This window comes from Enterococcus malodoratus ATCC 43197 (genome assembly GCF_000407185.1).
GTDB lineage: Bacteria > Bacillota > Bacilli > Lactobacillales > Enterococcaceae > Enterococcus_A > Enterococcus_A malodoratus.
In genome coordinates this window covers 585,866-609,981 of sequence record NZ_KE136481.1, presented here as the reverse complement: position 1 = coordinate 609,981, position 24,116 = coordinate 585,866, and the positions used below count along the sequence as shown (strand labels likewise).

The following is a 24,116-nucleotide window of genomic DNA, read 5'->3' as shown; positions in this document are numbered from 1 at the left end:
AAATGCGTAAACCAATTATTGCTGGTAACTGGAAAATGAATTTAACTGCTTCAGAAGCTAAAGACTTTGCAGAAGCAGTAAAAAACAACATTCCTGCAAACGATAAAGTAGATTCAGTAATCGGATCACCTGCTTTATTCTTACAAGAATTAGTTGAAGCAGCAAAAGGCACTGACTTAAAAATCTCTGCTCAAAACTGTTATTGGGAAAATGCTGGAGCATTCACTGGTGAAACTTCACCTGCTGCTTTAGCTGATCTTGGTGTGGACTATGTAATCATCGGCCATTCAGAACGCCGTGAATACTTCCACGAAACAGACGAAGAAATCAACAAAAAAGCTAAAGCAATCTTTGCTAACGGCATGTTGCCAATTCTTTGCTGTGGTGAATCTTTAGAAACCTATGAAGCTGGTAAAACATCTGAATGGATCGAAGGACAAATCAAAGCTGGTTTAGCTGATCTTTCTGCTGAACAAGTTTCAAGCATGGTTATTGCTTATGAACCAATCTGGGCAATCGGTACTGGTAAATCTGCTGATGCACAAATCGCTGATGAAATTTGCGGCGTTGTTCGTTCAACAGTTGAAGGTATCTATGGCAAAGAAGTTTCTGAAGCTGTTCGTATCCAATACGGTGGTTCTGTTAAACCAGAAAACATCACTGAATACATGGCTAAAGAAAACGTTGACGGTGCTTTAGTCGGCGGAGCTAGTCTAGAAGCTGATTCATTCTTAGCTTTATTAGAAGGCGCAAAATAATTTTTTTAAGAAAATTGCAGCTTTTGTTTGCAACTGCTCGTGATTTTCACTAATATTGGTTATAAGGGTTTTTAACCCCTATTTACAAAAACAAAACTTAAAGGAGAGACAAAACATGTCAATTATCTCAGACGTTTACGCACGCGAAGTCCTAGACTCACGTGGTAACCCAACAATCGAAGTAGAAGTTTATACAGAAGACGGCGCATTCGGCCGCGGTATGGTTCCTTCAGGTGCTTCAACTGGTGAATACGAAGCCGTTGAATTACGTGATGGCGACAAAGCTCGTTACGGCGGTAAAGGTGTTACTAAAGCAGTTGATAATGTAAACAACATCATCGCTGAAGCTATCATTGGCTACGATGTACGTGACCAAGCTGCAATCGATGCTGCTATGATCGAATTAGATGGCACTCCTAACAAAGGTAAATTAGGTGCGAACGCTATTCTTGGTGTTTCTATTGCCGTTGCTCGTGCAGCTGCTGACTTCTTAGAAATCCCATTGTACAACTACCTTGGCGGATTCAATACAAAAGTTTTGCCTACTCCTATGATGAATATCATCAACGGTGGATCACATGCTGATAACTCTATCGACTTCCAAGAATTTATGATCATGCCTGTTGGCGCTCCTACATTCAAAGAAGCTTTACGTTATGGAGCAGAAGTATTCCACGCTTTAGCTTCAATCTTAAAAGCTAAAGGTTTAGCAACTTCAGTTGGTGACGAAGGCGGATTCGCTCCTAACCTTGGTTCTAACGAAGAAGGTTTCGAAGTAATCATCGAAGCTATCGAAAAAGCAGGCTATGTACCTGGTAAAGACATCGTTCTTGCTATGGATGCTGCTTCTTCAGAATTCTACGATAAAGAAAAAGGTGTTTACGTTTTAGCTGACTCAGGCGAAGGCGAAAAAACAACTGAAGAAATGATCGCATTCTACGAATCATTAGTTGCTAAATACCCAATCATCTCAATCGAAGACGGCCTAGACGAAAACGACTGGGAAGGTACTAAGAAATTAACTGAAGCTTTAGGCGATAAAGTTCAATTAGTTGGTGACGATTTATTCGTTACAAACACTGAAAAATTAGCTAAAGCAATTGATATGGGCGTTGCTAACTCAATCCTTATCAAAGTTAACCAAATCGGTACTTTAACTGAAACATTCAATGCTATCGAAATGGCTAAAGAAGCTGGCTACACTGCAGTTGTATCTCACCGTTCAGGTGAAACAGAAGATTCAACAATCTCTGATATCGCTGTTGCAACAAATGCTGGTCAAATCAAAACTGGTTCTCTTTCACGTACTGACCGTATTGCTAAATACAATCAATTATTACGTATCGAAGACCAATTGGGTGATGTTGCAGAATACAAAGGAATCAAATCTTTCTACAACTTAAAAAACAACCCATTCATCGCTAAATAATTAGCTTTGAACAACGGATAAACGATTAAGGCTGTGGTGCTTTTGCACCACAGCTTTTTTATATATATTTATGATAAAAAAATTAAGCGAGGAAATACGCATAAAGGGACAAACTCCTTTGGTTTATTCTCTTTCTTAGTTTTTCTCTACTGATCAATCTCGTTAAGAATATATTTCTTAACGAGATTTCTTTTGTTATAATTGAATTATTAAGAATAATTTGGATAATACAAATAATCTATTAGCTGATGTGAAAAGAGATAGGGTATCTATTTTTATACTAAATTTTGGAGGGATTTATGAAAAAGATTGTTGGATTAGCGGTTGTTACAGCGAGTATTTTTTTGTTGGCGGGGTGTAATACAGATAAAGAGCAAAAGAGAGAGTCTAGTATTTCAGAGTCCTCTTCTGAAGAAAAAAAGAAACTTGAAATTATTAGTTTCAAAACGTTTGAAACCGATGAACTAGGCAAAGCAATTATCACTGGTACGACTGATCCAAATGCGACAGTTTCTGTGGATGATAAAAAAGAAACCGCGGATGAGCATGGTCTGTTTCGCATCGAGTACCAATTGACCGAACCAAAAACCAAAGAACTGACATTGACTTCGAAAGTGAACGGCGAAGAGGCGGAAAAGAAGATTAAGATAGAACCGTCTAAGAGTTATTTGCGTACCGAAGAATCCTCAACATCCAGTGAAGTGGCGGTACCACAACCGTATAGTGAAACGAATCAGTCGGCAGCGCCGGCAACTCCGGAGGCATCAGCTGAACAGCCTCAAAAGGATGATCAGGTTGGTAAGGTGTTGGTAAGTCCTAGTGGAGCAGCTGTCACGGTTCTTCGCGTCTTGCCAAACGGTGAACGAGTGATCAGCGAAGAAACTTCTCAAGCGGATCTGAATAACGATGGAATCTTGACTTTTGAAGAGTTGTCTCAGGCTGAAAATGATTTAAATAAGCAAACAGAAGAAATGAGACGTAAACAGCTAGAAGAAATGGAATAGTGACGGATTAAATTATTCAGAAATAAAGAGCTGCGAGAAAATTTCTTGCAGCTCTTTTGAACGTTTTAGTATGCTTGATGCAATGCATGAAGTGCATGTGCAACAGTGGGGTGCTGGATGGGACAATGAGCTTGCTTATCCCATAATTGCTGGAATTGTTTTTCAACCTCAGGCTGCATCGAAGTGAAAATCAATTTTTGATTGTTTAACGCAGCAACTGAGAAATAATCGGCAAAGGTGTCTCGCGCAGTTAAATCGATACTTGGAACACCGCGCAGTGAAAAGATGATGCCTTCTTTGTCGATGGCCAGATCAAGTTCCCTTTTCAACTGATTCGCCGACATGAAGAACAACGGACCGGTGATGTAGATGACTGCCCAATCAGAGCCAGCCTCAGAATGCGGCAGATCCATTCTTGTCCAATCAATCTCTTCGGTGATAATAGAAATACGGGCGCTTTTTGCGATAAAGAAAATACAGCCGCAGATGACACCGATCACGATTGCGATGCTCAAATCGAAAATGATCGTGCTCAGCATGGTTACAACGAATAGAAGAATCGCTGTACGATTTTTCTGCTTAATCATCGTTTTAATAGTCGTCCATTCGTGCATTCGCCAGCTTGTAATAAGCAGAACGCTGGCAAGAGCGGCCATTGGGATCTGTGACATGATTGGTGCAAAAATAATCATCGATAGAAATAGGAAGAGTGCATGGAAAATTCCGGCCAACCGTGTTTGCGCACCCGATTTTATTGCCACACTGGTTCTTGCGATCGCGGCTGTTGCCGGGATACCGCCAAAGAAGGGCAGAATCATATTTCCGATTCCTTGAGCGATCAATTCTTGATTGCTGTCGAGATCTTTTCCGGTCATGCGTCCGGCAGAAGCTCCGCAGAGTAAGCTTTCTATCATACCCAGCATTGCGATGCTAACCGCAGGTAAGAATAATTGCTTTACTAACGAGAGATTAAGGGTTGCTAGATGAAGACGTTCGCTAGTTAGTAGTGATGTTGGAATTTTGCCAACTTTTGCGACTGGCAGATTAAATATAATAGAAGCAAAAGTTGCTAGAATAATAGCGACCAGTGAAGCAGGTAAGATCTGATTCCATTTTTTTGGATAAAAGATCAGCAATAGTAAAACGATTATACCTAAAATCAAGGTAGGCAGATCTGGTGAAAAACCGGATCGGTAGCTGATCAGTTTTGCTAAAGCACTATCACCGCTTGATGATGTACCGAAAAAGTTGTCGATCTGTCCTAAAGCAATGATGATGGCGATACCGGAAGTAAACCCGGTAATAACCGGTGACGGGATGAAGGAAGTGAGACTTCCAAGCTTAAATAATCCGGCTATCAGTAAAATGATACCTGCGATGAAGGTGGCGACTAAAACACCTGCTAACCCTTGCGAGGCGATAATCCCAGTTAAGATGGCAGCCATTGCACCAGTCGGACCAGAAATCTGATAAAATCCGCCTGAAAGAGTGCCAATAACGAGACCTGCAATAATAGCCGTAATCATTCCGGCCGCAGCGTCGGCTCCGCTGGAAACACCAAAAGCCAAAGCTAAGGGCAGTGCTACCGCAGCAACAGTCAGACCTGACAATAAATCCTTTTGGAGTTTTCCCTTAGAGTAATGGCGAAACTCCTGTTGTAACAAATTCATATAACGCTTGATCACAAAACACTCCTTTTTGAAAATACGACAAAAGCCCGTAAGTAAACGGGCTTTTGCCAAACATTTTAAAACCATCTTTAACTATAAAAGAGTAACGATAAAAGTACAATGGTTTTCTTATGTTTTCTAGTCAACATTTAGTTTTTGATTACTTTTAGCAGAGATTCAGCATTTTTCTGACGATTTTGATATACTGGAGCCAAAGGAAATTTATTTATGGGGAAGTGAGAGAGATGGTAAAAGATGAATTGCAGCAACATTTAGATAAGGGACGTTTTGGCGCGGCACGGATTAATCCCGATGAACAGCGTAAATATTTAGGCACGTTTCGCGAACGTTGTTTTGTGAGTATGACGGTAAGAGAAATGAAGAATCAACAGGATCGCGACCATTTGATTACGGAGATTCAAAAATATCCAGAAGGCAAATTATTGATCAATGGTGCTGTCGATGAAAAGGTGCAGAAAGACTTTATTGCACTAGCTTCTAAAAATTCCGCCGATTTTACCATCGTGAATGACGCGACGGTCGATTCAGAAGATAGTATTGGCGTATTATTGGTGACGGACCATGCGGTGAATGAAGAGATCATTGATATAGAAGAGAAATATCCGCCGACAGCTTCGAAGGATGAAGAAGGCTCGAAGAAAAAGAAAAGCCTGTTTGGCAGATTATTTGATTAAAAGAAAATTAAGTAACTAATAATTACAGTTGACATTTTTCTCAAGTGTCGGTATTATACTGCTTGGGCACCCTTTTAGTAAGGGTCAAGTGTTTAGTGAATTCATAGCTCCCTATTCAAATTGGATAGGGAGCTTTCTTTGTTTTTTCTAGACGTTTCCTGCAAATTAGTATGAAGGAGTTTTTTCATTTATGACAAAGTATATTTTTGTAACTGGCGGCGTAGTTTCATCAATCGGCAAGGGGATCGTGGCAGCATCATTAGGTCGTTTGCTTAAAAATAGAGGATTAAAAGTAACTATTCAAAAATTTGATCCTTACATCAATGTCGATCCAGGTACGATGAGTCCTTACCAACACGGAGAAGTTTTTGTAACGGATGATGGTGCTGAAACGGACTTGGACTTGGGTCACTATGAACGTTTTATCGACATCAACTTGAATCAATACTCCAACGTAACGACAGGAAAAATCTATTCAGAAGTTATTCGCAAAGAACGTAAAGGCGAATACTTAGGTGCGACAGTCCAAGTTATCCCGCACATCACAAATGAGATCAAATCAAAAATCATGCGTGCTGCGAAGATGACGGATTCAGATGTTATCATCACTGAAGTTGGCGGAACAGTTGGGGATATTGAATCATTGCCATTCCTAGAAGCTTTGCGTCAAATGAAAGCGGAAGTTGGCGCGGATAATGTGATGTACATTCATACCACATTGATTCCATTCTTGAAAGCTGCCGGCGAAATGAAAACTAAACCAACACAACACAGTGTAAAAGAACTACGCGGTTTAGGGATCCAACCAAATATTTTAGTCGTTCGTACGGAACAACCCGTATCACAAGGAACGAAAAATAAATTGGCGCAATTCTGTGACGTTGCACCAGAAGCAGTAATTGAATCTCGCGACGTTGAAACCCTTTATTCCATTCCGTTAGCGTTACAAGCACAAGGGATGGATCAAATTGTTTGTGATCATTTGAAATTGGATGTACCGGTTGCCGACATGACTGAATGGCGTGCGCTTGAAGAAAAAGTCTTGAACCTTAAGAAGAAAGTAAAAATCGCTTTAGTTGGGAAATATGTAGAGTTGCCAGATGCATACATCTCTGTTGTGGAAGCATTGAAACATTCTGGTTTCGCATTTGATTCAGATATTGAAATAGAGTGGATTCAATCACAAGATGTGACTCGTGAAAATGTAGCAGAAGTATTAAGCGATGCAGACGGTATCCTTGTTCCTGGCGGTTTCGGTGATCGTGGGATCGAAGGGAAAATCGAAGCAATCCGCTATGCGCGTGAAAACGATGTACCATTTTTAGGAATCTGCTTAGGTATGCAAATGGCCTGCGTGGAGTTTGCCCGTAATGTGGCTGGCCTTGAAGATGCGAATTCAGCAGAAACAGTGCCAGATACAGCAAACAACATTATCGACTTGATGGCTGATCAAGAAAATGTTGAAAACTTAGGCGGAACATTGCGTCTTGGTTTATATCCATGTAAATTGAAAAAAGGCAGCAAAACGGCTGCGGCTTATGGCAATGAAGAGGTGATCCAAGAACGTCACCGTCATCGTTATGAATTCAATAACCAATACCGTCAATTATTTGAAGATCAAGGACTAGTTTTCTCAGGAATTTCGCCTGATAACCGTCTAGTTGAAATCGTGGAGATTCCAGAAAATAAATTCTTTGTTGGCTGCCAATTCCATCCAGAATTAATTTCTCGTCCAAATCGTCCGCAACCGTTGATCAAGGCTTTTGTTGGTGCGTCATTGGAAAGTAAAGAAGCAAAATAGTAAATTTGACTGAAAGGTGTTCGCGCCTTTCAGTTTTTTTTACAAAAAAAGCAAAAAAGTTGAAATGTAAAGGTTTTATTGAAAGGTTGGGAGTAGCAAAGATGTAAAAACTTTGATAGAATTAACTCGTTAGTTAAGCACAGCTTAACCAAATAGTAAAAAACCTTAGGAGGAATTTTTTATGCCAGTAGTATCAGGAGCAGAATTCTTATCAGCAGCACGTAAAGGCGGATATGCAGTTGGTGGATTCAACACAAACAACTTAGAATGGACGCAAGCGATTTTAAAAGCTGCAGAAGCTAAAAAAGCACCAGTTCTTATCCAAACTTCAATGGGCGCTGCAAAATACATGGGCGGATACAAAGTTGCTAAAGACATCATCACTGATTTAGTTGACTCAATGGGTATCACTGTACCAGTTGCTATCCACTTAGACCATGGTGATTATGAAGCTGCTTTAGAATGTATCGAAGTTGGCTACACTTCAATCATGTTTGATGGTTCTCATCTTCCATTTGAAGAAAACTTGAAATTGGCTAAAGACGTTGTTGAAAAAGCTCACGCTAAAGGTATCTCTGTAGAATGTGAAGTTGGTTCAATCGGCGGCGAAGAAGACGGAATCATCGGTGCTGGCGAATTAGCTGACATTGACGAATGTGTCCAAATGGTTGCTACAGGTATTGATTACCTAGCATGCGGAATCGGTAACATTCACGGCGTATACCCTGAAAACTGGAAAGGTCTAGCATTCGACCACTTACAAGCTATCGCTGATGCTGTAGGTTCTGATGTTCCTTTAGTATTACACGGTGGATCAGGTATTCCTCAAGAACAAATCCAAAAAGCTATCACAATGGGTGTTTCTAAAGTTAACGTTAACACTGAATTCCAATTATCATTTGCTAAAGCAACTCGTGAATATATCGAAGCTGGCAAAGATAAAGAAGGAAAAGGCTTTGACCCTCGTAAATTGTTAGCACCAGGTGTTGCTGCAATCGTTAAAGATGCTGAAGAACATATTGACTGGTTCGGTTCAGCAAACAAAGCTTAATTTGTTTTTCTAGTCTCGGAGCATTTGCTTCGAGGCTTTTTTTTCTTTAAAAAGGGAGATTTTACAAAATCCTTTTGAAAATTTGGCCGATCACTTTTACAGGTAGAGGACTCTTTGAAATGCCGAAAATGACGCTGAAACGAAGAAAAAGGAACCGAATAACCGCTGCGCTATAAACAAAACTTACTTGATCTTGAAAGACCTATTTATTTTCTATTGAGTTTTAGGAATGCTTCCTTTTTATGCAAGCAATAATATGCTAGAATGGATATTGGTCTATAAACTTAAAAATAATTAATTAGGTGAAAATAAATGAAAAAAATCGAAATTCATGGTGGAAAACCATTATCAGGTAATATTACAATTAGCGGCGCGAAAAACAGCGCGGTCGCATTGATCCCAGCAGCAATCATGGCAGACTCGCCGGTAACATTAGAAGGCGTTCCAGATATTCAAGATGTTCATTCATTGATCGAGATTTTAGAAATCATGGGTGCGGAAGTTTCTTTTGCGGATAATCGGATGGTCATTGATCCAAGCAACATTGTGTCGATCCCAATGCCAAGTGGAAAAATCAATTCATTACGCGCTTCGTACTATTTTATGGGCGCATTAGTTGGAAAATTCGGTGAAGCAGTCGTTGGTTTGCCAGGAGGATGTTTCTTAGGCCCTCGTCCGATTGATCTTCATATCAAAGGTTTCGAGAGCCTAGGCGCAGAGGTTTCAAACGAACATGGAGTCATTTATTTACGTACAGAGGAAGAAGGTCTGAAAGGCGATCGCATCTTTATGGATGTGGTTTCTATTGGTGCGACCATTAATGTTATGCTGGCGGCCGTTAAAGCTAAAGGCAAGACAATCATTGAAAACGCAGCAAGAGAGCCTGAGATCATTGATGTTGCTACGCTATTAAACAATATGGGCGCAAAAATCCGTGGTGCTGGTACAGATGAAATTCGTATCGAAGGTGTAGAAGAATTACATGGCTGTGTCCATTCAATCATTCCAGACCGGATCGAAGCTGGTACTTATTTAGCATTGGCTGCGGCGATGGGCGAAGGTGTGACAGTTCATAATGTTATTTACGAACACATTGAGAGCTTTATCGCGAAGCTGGAAGAAATCGGTGTAGAAATGAACATTTCAGAAGACAGCATCGAAGTATTACCCTCTAAAAATCTGAAAGCGGTGGATGTGACAACATCACCTTATCCAGGCTTTGCGACTGATTTGCAGCAGCCGTTAACGCCTTTATTGCTGAAAGCGGAAGGCACAGCTGAAATCATCGATACGATTTATTCAAAACGAGTGAATCATATCCCAGAATTAGTGCGAATGGGGGCAGCAGCTCGCGTGGAAGGGAATTTGATCGTATTAAACGGGTCAAATCATTTACACGGTGCCGAAGTAGTCGCTTCTGATTTGCGTGCAGGGGCTTGTTTAGTTATTGCTGGATTAATGGCAGAAGGCAAAACAACGATTTTTAATGTGGAATACATTTTACGCGGTTACGATCATATTATTGAGAAACTAACGGCTCTTGGTGCTACTATCGAAATGATCGACGAGGAAGAGGCGGAATAATGAGCGATTATTTAACAATGGCGGAACTCGAAAATAAGACGCTGAAAGAGATTTATGCATATGCGAAGGATTTCAAGATCCCTTATTATAGTCAAATGAACAAAAAAGAATTATCTTTAGCTGTCATTCGAGCACAGGCAGAAAAACAAGGCTTCTTTTACATGGAAGGAGTCTTGGATATTGTGGGACAAGACGGCTACGGCTTCTTGCGCCCAATTAATTATGGATCAAGTGCGGAAGATATCTATATCTCTTCTTCACAGATCCGCCGTTTCGGTTTGCGAAATGGGGACAAGGTGGCTGGGAAGGCCCGTCCGCCAAAAGAATCAGAACGTTACTATGGCTTGATGCATGTGGAAAGTGTCAATGGTAAAGATCCGGAAGAGGCCAAAGAACGCCCGCATTTTCCAGCATTAACAGCTCTATATCCAGATAAACAGCTCGTTCTGGAAACAACATCTGGTCGTTTGTCTACGCGAATGATCGATATCTTCTCACCAGTCGGATTTGGTCAACGTGGCTTGATCGTTGCTCCTCCTAAGGCTGGTAAAACCACCATCCTTAAGGAAATCGCCAATGGTATCACTGACAATTATCCCGATGTCGAACTGATCGTATTATTAATCGATGAACGCCCTGAAGAAGTCACTGACTTAGAGCGCAGTGTTAAAGGTGACGTTGTTTATTCGACATTTGATCAGCAACCGCAAAATCACACACGTGTATCAGAGCTGGTACTAGAGCGTGCAATGCGTTTAGTCGAGGACAAACGCGATGTGGTCATTTTAATGGACAGTATCACACGGTTGGCTCGGGCCTACAATCTGGTTGTACCGCCAAGTGGTCGAACATTAAGCGGCGGGATCGATCCTGCAGCACTTTATAAACCTAAGAAATTCTTCGGTGCGGCTCGTAATATTGAAGAAGGTGGCAGTCTGACGATTTTGGCGACGGCTCTAGTTGACACTGGTAGTCGGATGGATGATGTAATCTATGAAGAATTCAAGGGAACAGGGAACTTAGAATTACAATTGTCTCGTGAATTATCAGAACGTCGGGTATTCCCAGCAATCGACATCAAGAAATCTGGGACTCGTAAAGAAGAATTACTGATGTCCCCAACACGTCTTGAAGAAATCTTCAAACTCCGGAATAATATGACAGGAGACTCGTTGGAGTATACTTCACAATTTGTGAATTTCCTGAAAAAGACAAAGAATAACGATGATGTTTTCAAAGCTTTCAAGGATGTTTCCTTCGGCGGAAAAACACCGCGCAGAAATCAAAAAAGATAATTGCATTGTCGAATCATTCATGATAGTATATTCATGTTGCAAATTGCAAAAATAACTCTGAACCAGCAAATGATTCAGGGCAAAGGAGCGAAAAAAACTATGAAACAAGGAATTCATCCAGAATATCATCCAGTAGTATTTATGGACTCAACAACAGGTTTCAAATTCTTGTCAGGTTCTACAAAATCTTCACAAGAAACTGTTGAATGGGAAGACGGAAATACTTACCCAGTAATCCGTGTCGAAGTTACTTCAGACTCTCATCCATTCTACACTGGACGTCAAAAATTCACGCAAGCAGATGGACGTGTGGACCGTTTCAACAAAAAATACGGTATCAAAGACACAAACGCTGCGGAATAATCAAAATTCTGTTCAAACAGACTTTAACGAGTTTCCTATTATGGGAGGCTCGTTTTTTGTTAGCCATTATAAGGTCGCTTTAATTGTCGTTCTTAGAGATTTCTGCTATGGTTTTGTTAGTAAAATAAAGTGGAAGAAATAAAAAAATCTGATAGCTGGGAGTTCTGGCAATGTACAAGAAAAGATATGGACTAGTCTTTTTACTGACTTTTTTTTTCATTTTTCCGTTACAGGCAAAGGCGGATAATCAGGGGCTGACGGTCGATCAGCAGCAGAAGAAACTGGAGCCGTATGGTCATTTTTATCGAGCGGCTTTTTCGGATAAGTCTGAAGAGGATGATCTTGGAATGTACAAAATTCCGGGCCTGTACGAAGCGCAGACACTTAGTTTGAAAACGAATGATGTTTCAGATAGTCGAACGATGACGCCGCAGGGAATTGCGTTGACGGAGAAATATATTTTGATTTCGGCATACAGTCACGATCACGCGCATCATTCGGTAATCTACATGCTGGATCGTCAAACACATCAGTTTATAAAGACAGTCGTGTTGCCAGGACATCCGCATCTTGGTGGAATCACGTATGATCCGGACCATAAGCGTGTGTGGGTAACAACAGGAGAGCTTGTTGCGGGTCTTTCATCGATTGATTTGAAGGAAATGGAAGCCTATCAGATGGGAAATCAGCGGATCATTTCTTATCATCAGCAGATTTCTTTAAAAGAGGTTTCTCATGCATCCGCATTGACCTATACATCTGGTGTCTTGGTCGTCGGGTATTTTACGCTGAATGAATACGGACGGATGGCGACCTATCGCCTAAATGATCAAGGGGAACTATCGATCGCTTCACAGGAAAAAGTTTCTAGCTTTGACCAAGGCAAGCAGAAAAAAGCTGGATTAACGCCGGTTCCATCTTCGCAATTTGCCCGTTCACTGGGGTCATGGAAAACCTTGGATATGATTCAAGGAGTAACCTTTTACAAGGATTATTTACTGATGTCGCAATCATGGGGGCCGGATCGTCCCGGCAAAATTTACTTTTTCGATCTTGATAAAGTCGATCATTTTTTCTCGATAAAGGATGCCGCATTTGAGATTGATACTCCGCCGTATATCGAACAAATTTCGGTGGATAACAACCAGCTATTTGCCGTTTTTGAGGGCGGCGCATGGCCTTATCGATCAAGAAATCCAGTATTAGTGGACCATGTCATTCAACTAAGTATTGATGACTTACTTTCAGATAAGGATCAATCAAAATAAAAGGAATATACTATAACGGGTTTTCTACTGACTATAGGAAGCTCGTTTTTTTGTCTTATTGATGAAACGTGTTTCAGATCGTGAAACGAGTTGAGTTGTAAGCGGTATCTATATATTTTTGGAAATGCGCCCCGTATACTGAACACATCATAAAAAGAAGGAGATAAAATGATGAAAGCGAAAATCATGGATAGCATGCAAAAATTTTCGAAGGCAATGTTTGTTCCTGTGCTGATCTTGCCAATAGCCGGTATTTTGATCGCGATTGGAAACGTTTTTACCAATCCGCGGCTGATCGAGACGTTCGGCTTTTTAGATAATCCGATCACGATGGGTTTTGGTAGTATTTTGTCTGCGGCACTGCTGCCGGTCTTAACAAATCTAGGCGTCATTTTCTGTGTCGGAATTGCTTTAGGTTTGGCAAATAAGAAAAAGGCTGAAGCGGCGTTTACCGCTTTACTAGGATATTTAGTTTTCTTATATGCGATGAATAAATTTATGGAGCTAAGAGACATGCTGGTGGCTCCGGATCAGTTACAAGGTTCGGGTCAAGCATTGGTCTTGGGTGTTCAAGTATTGGACATGGGTGTTTTTCTAGGAATTATTCTTGGTGTTGTTGTGGCACTGATTCATAATCGGTTCATTGATACGACATTCAACAATGCTTTTCAAGTCTACGGCGGTGCGCGCTTTGTCTTTATCGTTTTGATCCCTGTACTAGTGCTGGCAGCCATCGCGCTTTCATTTATCTGGCCGGTTATTCAACAAGGGATAGACGGTTTAGGCGGTGTTATACAGAAGACCGGAAATTTTGGAATCTTCCTTTATGGTTCATTGGAACGGTTGCTGATTCCAACTGGATTACATCATTTGATCTATACACCGTTTCTATATACCTCACTTGGTGGAGTGGCGGAAGTTGGCGGACAAGTATTTGAAGGTGCACGAAATATTTACTTCGCGGAAATCGCCGATCCTGCTGTAAAGGTCCTATCACAAAGTGTGATCTGGGACGCACGAGGAATCTCAAAAATGTTTGGTTTAATCGGTGCCTGTTTAGCGATGTATCAAACCGCTAAACCAGAAAACAAATTCAAAGTAAAAGCGATCTTGATCCCAGCGGTAGTGACTTCCTTTGTGGCTGGCGTGACTGAACCGATCGAATTTTCATTTATGTTTGTGGCACCGGCATTATTTGTCATTCATTCTGCCTTAAGCGGATTGAGTATGGTGGCATTGAACATTCTTGGTTCGCGAGCGATCGGTCCTAATGGCTTTATCGACTTTCTGCTCTATAACATTCCATTAGGGACAGAGAAAACACGTTGGCCGATTTACCTTTTAGTCGGAATTGCCTTCTTCTTTATCTATTACTTTATTTTCCGGTTCTTGATCGTCAAATTTAACTTCAAGACAGTTGGACGAGAAGATAGTGATCAAGAAACGAAGCTGTATTCGAAAAAAGAGTATAACGAGAAAAAAGATTCTGTACCAGATGGTGGTATACTGACTGCCTCAACGTCAGAGGATGAAGTATCAGGCAGAATCGTCGAGGGTCTAGGTGGCGCCGAAAATATCAAAACGATCGATAATTGCTATACGCGTTTACGTTTGAAGCTGGCAGATCCAGCTTTAGTGGATGAAGGGCTGCTGAAAAACCAGACTCAAGCAAAAGGTGTTATCAGCAATGGAGAAAATGTGCATGTGGTCTATGGATTGACCGTACCGCAAGTGCGGGAGAAACTTGAAAAATATTTAGGTAGAGATAGTGGAGGAGACGAATAGTATGAAGAAATTTTCAGTAGTAATTGCCGGCGGCGGGAGTACGTTTACTCCAGGGATCGTCATGATGATGTTGGATAATTTGGAACGTTTTCCATTAAAAACATTGAAATTATACGATAACGATGGTGATCGTCAAGGAATTTTAGGGGAAGCCTTAGAGATTCTATTAAAGGAACAGGCACCGGAGATCGACTTTTCATATACGACTGATCCAGCGGCTGCATTTACGGATGTTGATTTTTGTATGGCCCATATTCGTGTCGGAAAGTATGCGATGCGTGAAAAGGATGAAAAAGTTCCGTTACGTCACGGGGTCTTCGGTCAAGAAACCTGCGGACCGGGCGGAATCGCCTATGGCATGCGCAGTATTACAGGTATGCTGGAGATCATCGATTACATGGAAAAATATTCACCTGAATGTTGGATGTTGAATTATTCGAATCCAGCAGCGATCGTGGCTGAGGCTTGCCGTGTCTTGCGTCCAGATTCTAAAGTGTTAAATATTTGCGATATGCCTGTTGGTACATTGCGTCGGATGTCACAGATCGTAGGGAAAAAACCAGAAGAATTAGAGGTGCGTTACTTCGGCTTGAATCATTTCGGCTGGTGGACCAGCGTCAAAGACAAAGAAGGTCATGAATATATCAATCAAATTCGCGACTATGTTTCTGAACATGGCTACTTGACTCAAATCGAAGTAGATACTCAGCATACAGATCCAAGCTGGCAGGAGACACATAAGAAGGCGAAAGATATTCTAGCGGTAACCCCCGAATACTTGCCTAACACTTACTTGAAGTATTACTTATATCCTGATTATGTCTTCGAACACATGAAGGATCATCCTGAATTTACACGAGCAAATGAAGTGATGCAGGGGCGGGAGAAAAACGTCTTTGATCATGCCCGTCAAATTATCGCGAATGGCTCAGCGGAGGGGATCGCTTTTGACATTGATGCCCACGCGACCTTTATTGTAGATTTAGCACGCGCTATTGCTTTCAATACCCATGAACGCATGGTAATGATCGTTGAAAATAATGGTGCGATCGCTAATTTTCCTGATGATGCGATGGTTGAAGTTCCATGTATCGTCGGAACGGATGGGCCAGAAGCTTTGACTCAAGGTCAAATACCCGCCTTCCAACAAGCCTTGATGTTCCAGCAGGTCACTGTCGAGAAATTAGTTGTTGAAGCGTATGTAGAAAACAGTTATCAAAAGATGTGGCAAGCATTGACCTTATCTAAAACAGTTCCAAGTGCGCAGGTCGCCAAGGAGCTCTTAGATGATCTAATTGCTGAAAATGGTGATACTTGGCCAGAATTACATTAAATTTTAAGGGATGTAACCGCAGTGATTCATTAGAATCATTGTCGTTACAATCCCTTTTTCTAAAAAATCAGGAGGAATAATGATGGAGATCGCAATGATCGGCTTAGGAAAAATGGGAATGGGGATCGCTGAAAATCTATTGAGGCATCAGCATCAGGTAAAAGGATTTGATATTAATCCCGAGACTGGGAAAACTTTCTCAAAAATGGGTGGGACTTTTTATACCGATATCAAGAGTCTCTTAACGAACAACAATACGCAGCAGATCGTTTGGCTAATGTTGCCGGCAGGGATTTTGACGAATAAGATGGTAGTTGAGGTCGCCAATCATTTGAGTGCGGGGGATATAGTGATTGAAGCGGGGCATTCATTTTATCGATGTCGGGACATCTGGTGGTGTTGCAGGAGCGAAAAATGGCGCGTGTATGATGGTCGGGGGTGAACAAATTATTTTTGAAAAATTAAAGCCGTTGTTTACTGATTTATGCGTTGATAAAGGATGTATTTACAGCGGATCGGCAGGAAGCGGACATTATCTTAAGATGGTTCATAATGGAATCGAATACGGCATGATGCAGGCAATCGGTGAAGGCTTCAATTTACTGCATCATAGTCCATATGATTATCAGCTGGAGGAAGTCGCTCAGGTTTTTAATCATGGATCAGTGATTCGTTCGTGGTTGATGGAACTGACTGAAAAAGTATATCAAGAACGTCTGGATATGACAGAAATCGCTGGAGTGATTCCGTCATCTGGGGAAGGAAAATGGACGGTAGAGGAAGCGTTGCGGCTGAAAGTTAATCTGCCGGTGATCACTCAGTCACTTATGACGCGCTTTGCTTCAGAGGATTGTGATAAGATAAGTGAGAAACTTGTCGCATTATTGCGCAATCAGTTTGGCGGACACGCCTTTGTAAAGGATGAATGATTTTGTCAGTTTTTTTAGGAATCGATATTGGAACAACCGCGATTAAGCTGGGGGTAATTGAAGAAAATGAGCTGCTTTATACAAGTGAGCTGCCGCTTCAAACTTATGGCGATGAGCGGATTAAGTATCAAGACGGAAATGAACTTTTGACCATTTTACAGGCGGGTATTTTGGCTATTCCGGCAGGTCTGCGAAAAAAAATCATGAGGCTTAGTTTTAGTACGGCGATGCATAGTTTGATGCCGGATAATGAAACGAAGCAAATTTTCCTGTGGTCGGATCTGCAAGCGGCAGAGGTCATTGAACCATTTAAGCAAACCAGCTTAGCTGCTCACTTTTATGAAGTCTCTGGAACACCGATTCATGCCATGTCTCCATTTGCGAAGCTGCTCTATTTCCAAGAGATAAAACGCTATCCAGAGGAAACAAAATGGTACGGACTTAAAGAATTGGTGATGAGCTTTTTTACAGGGACATCAACGATTGATTACGCCACGGCATCGGCTACGGGATTGTTTGATTTACGGAAAAAACAATGGAGTAATGAAATCCTAGACTATCTTGGGATTAGCGTAGAACAGTTAGCTACGGCAGTTGATACCGACCAATCTTTTGAGATGCTGCCGGCTATCCGCAGATTATTTGGTTTTTCTTCGGATATTCAAGTGACTATTGGAGCGAGTGATGGGACTTTGGCTGCTTATGCCAGCTACTATTCTACGGGCAGAACCGCCAGTCTGACAATCGGGACGAGTGCGGCGGTTCGTCAAATCACGAAAACTGCTCAGCTGGATCAGGAAAAACAAAACTTTTGTTACTATTTAAAAGAGGATTTGCTGGTGAGCGGAGCTCCTTCGAATAATGGCGGAGTCATTTTAGCCTGGGCGGCCAATCATTTGGCTGAACATCCAGCGGAATTCTACTCGATGCTGCCTGATTTATTGGCACAAACAGAGGCGGGAGCGAAGGGGCTGCGGTTTTGGCCGTACTTAAATGGAGAACGCGCGCCTTACTGGAGCAATGAGATCAAAGGCGGTTTCTATGATCTGACCTTGGAGCATACGCGAATGGATATGATCCGCAGTGTGATCGAGGGCGTTTTGTTAAATGTTCGTCAACTGGTAAAACTTGTCGCAAGCGATCAGGAGTTGTCGGTCAGCGGCGGTTTCTTTCAAACACCAGCATTAGGGCAGCTAGCCGCCGATGTCTTTGGGAATGCTTGCTACTATGCACCGCAAAATGAACCGATTTTTGGTTTGTACTATCTATTAGAACAACCTGAAATGATGGCGGAAGAAATTCAGCAGGCGTATCTCCCAAATTTAAATCAACAAGAGGCGTATAAGCAGATCGCTAATCATTATTTTGAGTAATCAGCTCTGGGTAAATTCTTGCACGATATATTCCATCAACAGCATCAATTTTCCGAAGAAGCTGTTGTATTTGATATTTTGACTATCTAAGGGACGTTCATCAGCCACTTCGAAGATGATCGTCGCAGCTTCAGTGGCCCTTGACTGGCTGTTACCAGTAAATAAAATCGTTGGAATCTGTCGTTCTTGGGAAAAGTGCATTTTTTCAATAACCTTTTGCGTCTCGCCGGATTTAGAAATGACGATCAGCATACTGATATTATCGGCATTGTTATTAATGATGCCTGAAGAATCAGCGGCGTTAACGAAAAGCGTTTTGATCCCATTGACTAGCAGTTTTTTGTACAAATATTCAGCGACAATACTTGAAAAGCCGGTAGCGTAGATAGTAATGAATTTGCCTTGATTTTCTTGATAAATCTTTTTCATATTTAGAATCGAAGGGGCAATCTTTTCAGTCGGAATAGAAATATCTACGGTTGCTTCCACGAGTTGGTTGTGGGGCTGGTATTGGTTTTTCAAAAAGTAGAACAGCTCTAAGTAACCAGAAAAATCTAGTTTTTGTGCCAATCGAACAATCGTCGCAGGCGAAGTATACAATGTTGCCGCAATCTTTCTCAGCGAAACTCCGTCTAACTCATTTACGTGAGCGGCTAGATACGTTAAGATTGTGCGGTCGTTATCTGATAATTGTTTCCCTTTAGTCACTAATTCTAGATCCATTTCTACACCCCTAAGCAAAATAATAAAACCCTTACTTTTGTATTATACACTAACAGTAATGAAAAAAAGTCAGCGGTATATTGAGTAGTCATTTTAAACAATCTAGAAGGGAGTCTAACAAATGTTTGGTTTATTTAAGAACAAAAGCAGCGAGATCCATACACCAGTAAATGGAGTAGTAGTAGATTTAAAAGAGGTAAATGATCCAGTTTTTAGAGACAAGATGATGGGGGAAGGCTTTGCGGTTAAACCATCGGATGGCAAGATCTGCGCCCCAATTAAAGGGACGATCAAATCCATCTTTCCGTCATTACACGCATTGACACTGGAAGCGGAGGACGGATTGGATATCTTGATCCATATTGGATTGGACACGGTAGAATTGAACGGTGATGGTTTTAGTTCAACGATCCATGAGGGACAAAAAGTAAAAGCAGGGGATCCATTAGTCCAAGTTGATTTAGCTTTTTTGGCAGAAAATAAAAAGGATAGTATCGTAATCGTAGTTTTTCCTGAAATGCAGAACAAAGAAGTGGTCATCAATCCTGGGGAAAAACAGATTGGAGAAATCGCGGCGGTTTTAAAGTAAAATCATCAATTTTGAGAACTTCCAAATTTATGGAAGTTTTTTTGAGCATACTATCCTTTTAAGGAGTGGAAATAATAAGAGTCACGCCTGCTTCACTAGTTGTATTTGTGTTAAGATTTAAGAAATCAATTTCTAGTAAGGAGGAAAAAATGACACTATGTTCTATTATCTTTGTGCAATTTTTACACTAATTAGTGCCGGTGTAAGTTTAGGTTTTTCGATTGAAGCATTTCTAAAGGCTAAACAACAACTTAGTGAAGCGATTATCACTGCTAAATATGCAGTATCAAGAAGTTTATCTTTGTTTTTGACGGCGATCGGACTTTTAATTATTCATTCAAATCCATATTTGATAGCTGTCTCAATCATTATGATTGGTGTCCAACTTTTTGACGGAATTATCGGAATAAAAATAAGCACCTTTAAAATGATCGGACCGCTATTGACGGCTTTAGGAAATAGCATGGTATTGGTTCTTTTTTTACTAAACTAATAGCATGTACCGAAATTAATTTAATCAAAATACGACATAAAAATCTTTTTTAACAAGTCTTTCAATCTAGAAAGGCTTTTTTTAATTTAAAAAAATTGACACTATAGTCTAATTGGACTATAGTTTAGCAAGCAAAGAAATTGAGGTGCAGAAAATGAAATCACTACTATTAATTGGACAATCTAATATGGCTGGACGCGGTTATTTAAGCGACGTTCCAGCAATTTATAACGAAAATATTGAAATGCTGCGAAACGGACGCTGGCAAATGATGGCCGAACCGATCCATTTTGACCGTGAAGTTGCGGGTGTTGGACCAGCGGCATCATTTGCGGCGGCTTGGGCACAAGATCATCCAGAAGAAAAACTTGGATTGATTCCCTGTGCGGAAGGCGGCAGCTCGATTGACGAATGGGGCGCAGATCAAATGCTGGCGCGCCACGCGATCGCCGAGGCTAAATTTGCGATGGAGACAAGTGAACTAATCGGCATTTTATGGCATCAAGGAGAAAATGACAGTTTAAATGGAAAGCATTCGGTGTATGCTGAAAAATTGAAAGCTGTATTTGATTTTTTTCGGAACGAATTAGGCTTGCCGGATGTGCCGATCATTGTTGGAGAATTGCCGGACTTTTTAGGTAAAAGCGGTTTTGGCTTGAGCGCGACAGAATTTAAAGAAATCAATCGTGAAATGGCTAAAGTAGTCGCGGAAGAAGAAAATTGTTATCTAGTCAGCGCAGAAAACCTATCCTCGAACCCGGATGGCATCCATATCAATGCTGAATCACAACGCCAGTTTGGTATCCGTTATTACGAGGCTTTTACAAAGAAAGCAAATATCTCTCATGCATTAGGCGATGAAGACGAAAGATTAAGCAAAATTTATGGCAGAGAAACGACCAAAAATGAAAGAATTTATTTATTGAGTCGTGATTTCGCCCTTGGAAAGATTGATTATCAGACGTTCATGGAAAAATTTGCAGAGATCGCTAAGTAAATGATTGAGGTGAAAAAATGATCCCACTCTTAATTTTAGGTTTGCTGAAAGAGAAGCCCGCTTCCTATGGCTATGAGTTGCTTTCTGATATGGAAGCTAATTATTTTCAATATTTTGTGAAATTTACCAAAGGGTCATTCTATTACAATCTGCAGCAGCTAGAAGAAAAGGGAATGATTCAGAAAATATTGATCGAACAGGGACTCGTCGAAAAGGAAAAAAATCGCTATACACTTACCGAGCTAGGAGAAAAGGAGTTTGAACGGCGATTCGTGCAATATGGCAGTAAGAACGAACCAATCACTTTTCCCTTTTATACTCCAATGCTTTTTGTTGATCAAGTGAGCACTGAAGAAATGGAACAATTGCTGAAGAAACAAATCCAGCAAACGCAAGAAAAAATTCATCTAATCGAACTGGCATTAACGTCTCCTGATCAACTGCGGCCGAATTTTGTCAAAATGATGGAAAATTCAAAGCGGCATCATGAGGTCAATCTCGAATGGTTTCAGGAGCAATTAACTGATTACAAACAATAACTCGCGAGAATTTCTCGTGAGTTTTTTTAAATTGTTTCTGCATTTTCTATTTTTGCAGTAGTCGTGAGTTGTGTTTTCCTGTATGGTTGATTCATGAGAAGTTGATAAGAAAGGCGGGCCAAAAATGAAAAAAGAGAGAAGCTTCCATGTCTATGCCATCATTACAATTATCTGTTGGTCCTTAGCATTTGTTTTATCGCGATTAGTGATGCAGGAATTATCTTCAGAAGCCCTAGGTTTTCTACGCTATTTGATCGCCTCCCTCGTTTTGATTTGCCTCATACCATTACTAAAGCTGCGCAAGGTTGAGAGCAAAGATCTGGGTCTGATCGTTTTGACGGGAGCGACCGGTTTTTTTCTTTACATGATCGCGTTTAATAAGGGTGTCAAAGAGGTGAATGCGGCGACCAGCAGTGTAATCGTCGCAACAGTTCCGATGATTACCGCTTTGCTTTCACGTTTTGTCTATAAAGAAAAAATAACGACAAAACAATGGATTGCCACAGGCGTTTCTTTTCTAGGGGTTATGATCATCACAATAGTGAATAAAGGATTTACGATCAGTAATGGATTAAATTGGCTTTTCTTGGCTGCGATTTTGTTAGCTGCCTACAATTTACTACAAAAAAAACTGGTTCAAAAATATTCTGCGATTCAAAGTACGATGATGAGTATTTTTGCGGGCACGATCATGCTGGCGATTTTTCTACCGCGAACCATCAATGAGGTGCAGGGGATCTCGATGCAGATAATTATTCTTGTTTTAATTATGGGGATTTTTTCCAGTGCGATTGCTTACGTTTCTTGGACGAAAGCTTTTGAGGTAGCGGAGAATGTGGCATCCGTCAGCAACTATATGTATGTGACGCCATTACTTACGACGGTTTTAGGCTTGGTGATTGCCAAGGAGTTTCCCGAAGTATCAACGATCGTCGGCGGAATAATTATTTTAGCAGGACTGATCCTATTCAATAGTGATCAGCTGTTTTCCAAAAAAGTACGGATAAAACGGATCGGAAATGCTGAGTTAGCAACGGCTGCGCAGGTTATTCGAGAAAGCTTTGCCACGGTGGCGAATGACTTTGACCTGACGCTGGATAATTGTCCGACGAACGGTGCTTTTACACAAGCAAAACATTTAAAAATCGATTTGGACAAGGGACAGCAGCTTTTCGGTGTGTACCTTGGTAAGAAGATGATCGGATTTTTTGAGCTGGTTTATCATGATGGGTATCAGGCAACCTTGGAAAAAGTAGCTGTGGTTCCAAGTGAGCGAGGTAACCAATACGGAGAATTCATTTTGGACAAGGCACGGAAGATCGCAGCTGAAGATCGAATAGAACAGATTGATATCGGAATCATTAAAGAGAATCGACGATTAAAAAAATGGTATCAGAAAAATGGCTATGAGATTGTCTGCTCCAAACAGTTTGACCATTTACCTTTCGAAGTATTGTATTTGCAATTAGACTTAAAAGACGAGGTGACCAATGAATAAGTTAGAAGCTCAAGCAGCAATCGAAAAAGTTTATCCTGATTTAGTGATCGAAAATTTTGAATTTCTAGGCTCGGGGTTCGATAGTGACGCATTTTTACTCAATCAGTCCTATGTTTTCAAATTTCCCCGACATACCCGAGCGGCTAGAAACTTGTATAAAGAAGCGGTGGTTTTACGAGAAATAAAAGACCAAGTCCCATTGAAGGTTCCTGAAATTTGCTTTGTGGGTGAGTCCAATAGAAAGCATCAATTAGAATTTGTTGGTCATGAAAAAATCAACGGTGTCCCGTTAACCGCTGATATTTTACAATCACTAACAACTGAAGAAAAAGAGAACTTGAACAAAGAACTGGCTGCTTTTTTCAAGACGCTACATGGGATAAAATTGCCGGAATCAATCGAAGGTCTCGAAGTAGATAAAAAAACTAAGGCAGCATATGAGTACAAAGTGATTAAGCAAGCGGCTTATCCGCTACTTCCTAAATCTGTCCAACTAGAAATTGATGAGGTATATCGGAGAATATTACAACAGGATTTTCACTACCAAAAATGTTTGATTCACAATGATTTTGGTGCGAGTAATGTGTATTACGATCAAGCAACCAATCAAATTTGCGGACTGATCGATTTTGGCGATGTGGCGATTTATGATCGTGATATGGAATTCGTCTGTCTCATGTTTGATTACGAGGAAGGGTTCGATCAAGAATTTGTCCAAAAGCTTATGATCGCTTGTGAGATTGATCCAAGCGAAATACAAAAGAAATTGGGATTTGTTGATTTTTATAATCAGCTTGAAAATATTTATTTAGGCCAAGAGTTTGGTATGACGGAACTGTTCGAAGATAGTGTCGCCGAGATTCAACAAGGGTTGAAGGGCTATGAAGAGAATATTCTGTTGGAAGACAAAACGATTGATTACCTTTAAAAGACTAACGT

Annotated in this window: 21 protein-coding genes and 1 pseudogene; 20 read left to right on the top strand and 2 right to left on the bottom strand. The window is 40.9% G+C overall.

Annotated elements, in window-relative coordinates; translation table 11 throughout:
* Positions 1-2: 2 nt before the first annotated feature.
* The 3 genes from tpiA (at position 3) to I585_RS02950 (ending at position 3,191) form a co-directional block, all read left to right on the top strand.
* A complete protein-coding gene (gene tpiA, locus I585_RS02960; protein ID WP_010739547.1) occupies positions 3-758 on the top strand; it encodes a triose-phosphate isomerase in 756 nt (251 codons plus the stop codon).
* A 115-nt stretch (positions 759-873) separates the two neighbouring features.
* Positions 874-2,187 carry a phosphopyruvate hydratase gene (eno, locus tag I585_RS02955; RefSeq protein WP_010739546.1) on the top strand — a complete coding sequence of 438 codons (1,314 nt, stop codon included), beginning with the start codon at positions 874-876 and terminating at the stop codon, positions 2,185-2,187.
* A 299-nt stretch (positions 2,188-2,486) separates the two neighbouring features.
* A complete protein-coding gene (locus I585_RS02950) occupies positions 2,487-3,191 on the top strand; it encodes a hypothetical protein (protein WP_010739545.1) in 705 nt (234 codons plus the stop codon).
* Between the two features lie 65 nt (positions 3,192-3,256).
* On the opposite strand, the gene I585_RS02945 is transcribed toward I585_RS02950, so the two are convergent.
* The gene (locus I585_RS02945; RefSeq protein WP_010739544.1) at positions 3,257-4,876 is read right to left on the bottom strand and encodes a SulP family inorganic anion transporter; all 1,620 of its coding nucleotides are present in this window, start codon (positions 4,874-4,876) and stop codon (positions 3,257-3,259) included.
* 230 nt (positions 4,877-5,106) lie between these two features.
* On the opposite strand from I585_RS02945, the gene I585_RS02940 reads away from it, so the two are divergent.
* The 11 genes and pseudogenes from I585_RS02940 to I585_RS02890 all read left to right on the top strand — a co-directional run bounded on the left by I585_RS02940 (position 5,107) and on the right by I585_RS02890 (position 18,338).
* On the top strand, positions 5,107-5,556 hold the full coding sequence (locus I585_RS02940; RefSeq protein ID WP_010739543.1) for a YueI family protein: 450 nt from the start codon (positions 5,107-5,109) through the stop codon (positions 5,554-5,556).
* A 190-nt stretch (positions 5,557-5,746) separates the two neighbouring features.
* Positions 5,747-7,357, top strand: coding sequence for a CTP synthase (locus I585_RS02935; RefSeq protein WP_010739542.1), 1,611 nt, complete (start codon positions 5,747-5,749; stop codon positions 7,355-7,357).
* A 181-nt stretch (positions 7,358-7,538) separates the two neighbouring features.
* Positions 7,539-8,408: a class II fructose-bisphosphate aldolase gene (locus I585_RS02930; RefSeq protein WP_010739541.1), complete on the top strand. Its 870-nt coding sequence runs from the start codon at positions 7,539-7,541 to the stop codon at positions 8,406-8,408.
* Between the two features lie 312 nt (positions 8,409-8,720).
* Complete coding sequence (locus I585_RS02925; RefSeq protein WP_010739540.1) at positions 8,721-9,992, top strand: UDP-N-acetylglucosamine 1-carboxyvinyltransferase; 1,272 nt, start codon at positions 8,721-8,723, stop codon at positions 9,990-9,992.
* A complete protein-coding gene (gene rho / locus I585_RS02920) occupies positions 9,992-11,287 on the top strand; it encodes a transcription termination factor Rho (protein WP_010739539.1) in 1,296 nt (431 codons plus the stop codon). Before I585_RS02925 ends, rho begins: the two co-directional genes overlap by 1 nt.
* Positions 11,288-11,386: 99 nt before the next feature.
* Complete coding sequence (locus I585_RS02915) at positions 11,387-11,650, top strand: type B 50S ribosomal protein L31 (RefSeq protein ID WP_010739538.1); 264 nt, start codon at positions 11,387-11,389, stop codon at positions 11,648-11,650.
* Between the two features lie 170 nt (positions 11,651-11,820).
* Positions 11,821-12,918, top strand: coding sequence for a YncE family protein (locus I585_RS02910; protein ID WP_010739537.1), 1,098 nt, complete (start codon positions 11,821-11,823; stop codon positions 12,916-12,918).
* Between the two features lie 171 nt (positions 12,919-13,089).
* Entirely contained in the window at positions 13,090-14,703 is a 1,614-nt protein-coding gene (locus tag I585_RS02905; RefSeq protein ID WP_034708303.1) for a PTS transporter subunit EIIC, read from the top strand.
* 1 nt (position 14,704) lies between these two features.
* A complete protein-coding gene (locus I585_RS02900; protein WP_010739535.1) occupies positions 14,705-16,036 on the top strand; it encodes a 6-phospho-alpha-glucosidase in 1,332 nt (443 codons plus the stop codon).
* Between the two features lie 82 nt (positions 16,037-16,118).
* A pseudogene (locus I585_RS02895) lies at positions 16,119-16,965 on the top strand (NADP(+)-dependent, decarboxylating phosphogluconate dehydrogenase).
* Positions 16,962-18,338: a gluconokinase gene (locus I585_RS02890; protein ID WP_010739532.1), complete on the top strand. Its 1,377-nt coding sequence runs from the start codon at positions 16,962-16,964 to the stop codon at positions 18,336-18,338. Before I585_RS02895 ends, I585_RS02890 begins: the two are co-directional and overlap by 4 nt.
* On the opposite strand, the gene I585_RS02885 is transcribed toward I585_RS02890, so the two are convergent.
* The gene (locus tag I585_RS02885) at positions 18,339-19,061 is read right to left on the bottom strand and encodes a MurR/RpiR family transcriptional regulator (protein ID WP_010739531.1); all 723 of its coding nucleotides are present in this window, start codon (positions 19,059-19,061) and stop codon (positions 18,339-18,341) included.
* Between the two features lie 121 nt (positions 19,062-19,182).
* Between I585_RS02885 and I585_RS02880 the strand changes: the two genes are divergently transcribed.
* From I585_RS02880 to I585_RS02855, 6 genes are all read left to right on the top strand, one after another.
* A complete protein-coding gene (locus tag I585_RS02880; protein ID WP_010739530.1) occupies positions 19,183-19,650 on the top strand; it encodes a PTS sugar transporter subunit IIA in 468 nt (155 codons plus the stop codon).
* Positions 19,651-19,807: 157 nt separating this feature from the next.
* On the top strand, positions 19,808-20,143 hold the full coding sequence (locus I585_RS02875; RefSeq protein WP_010739529.1) for a hypothetical protein: 336 nt from the start codon (positions 19,808-19,810) through the stop codon (positions 20,141-20,143).
* Between the two features lie 154 nt (positions 20,144-20,297).
* Positions 20,298-21,140 (top strand): sialate O-acetylesterase, encoded by an 843-nt coding sequence (locus I585_RS02870; RefSeq protein WP_010739528.1) that lies wholly within the window; start codon positions 20,298-20,300, stop codon positions 21,138-21,140.
* Between the two features lie 17 nt (positions 21,141-21,157).
* Positions 21,158-21,679, top strand: a complete 522-nt coding sequence (locus I585_RS02865) for a PadR family transcriptional regulator (protein ID WP_010739527.1) — start codon at positions 21,158-21,160, stop codon at positions 21,677-21,679.
* A gap of 124 nt (positions 21,680-21,803) precedes the next feature.
* Complete coding sequence (locus I585_RS22835; RefSeq protein ID WP_010739526.1) at positions 21,804-23,177, top strand: GNAT family N-acetyltransferase; 1,374 nt, start codon at positions 21,804-21,806, stop codon at positions 23,175-23,177.
* On the top strand, positions 23,170-24,105 hold the full coding sequence (locus tag I585_RS02855; protein WP_010739525.1) for a phosphotransferase family protein: 936 nt from the start codon (positions 23,170-23,172) through the stop codon (positions 24,103-24,105). The genes I585_RS22835 and I585_RS02855 overlap by 8 nt, the downstream gene beginning before the upstream one ends.
* Positions 24,106-24,116: the final 11 nt, after the last annotated feature.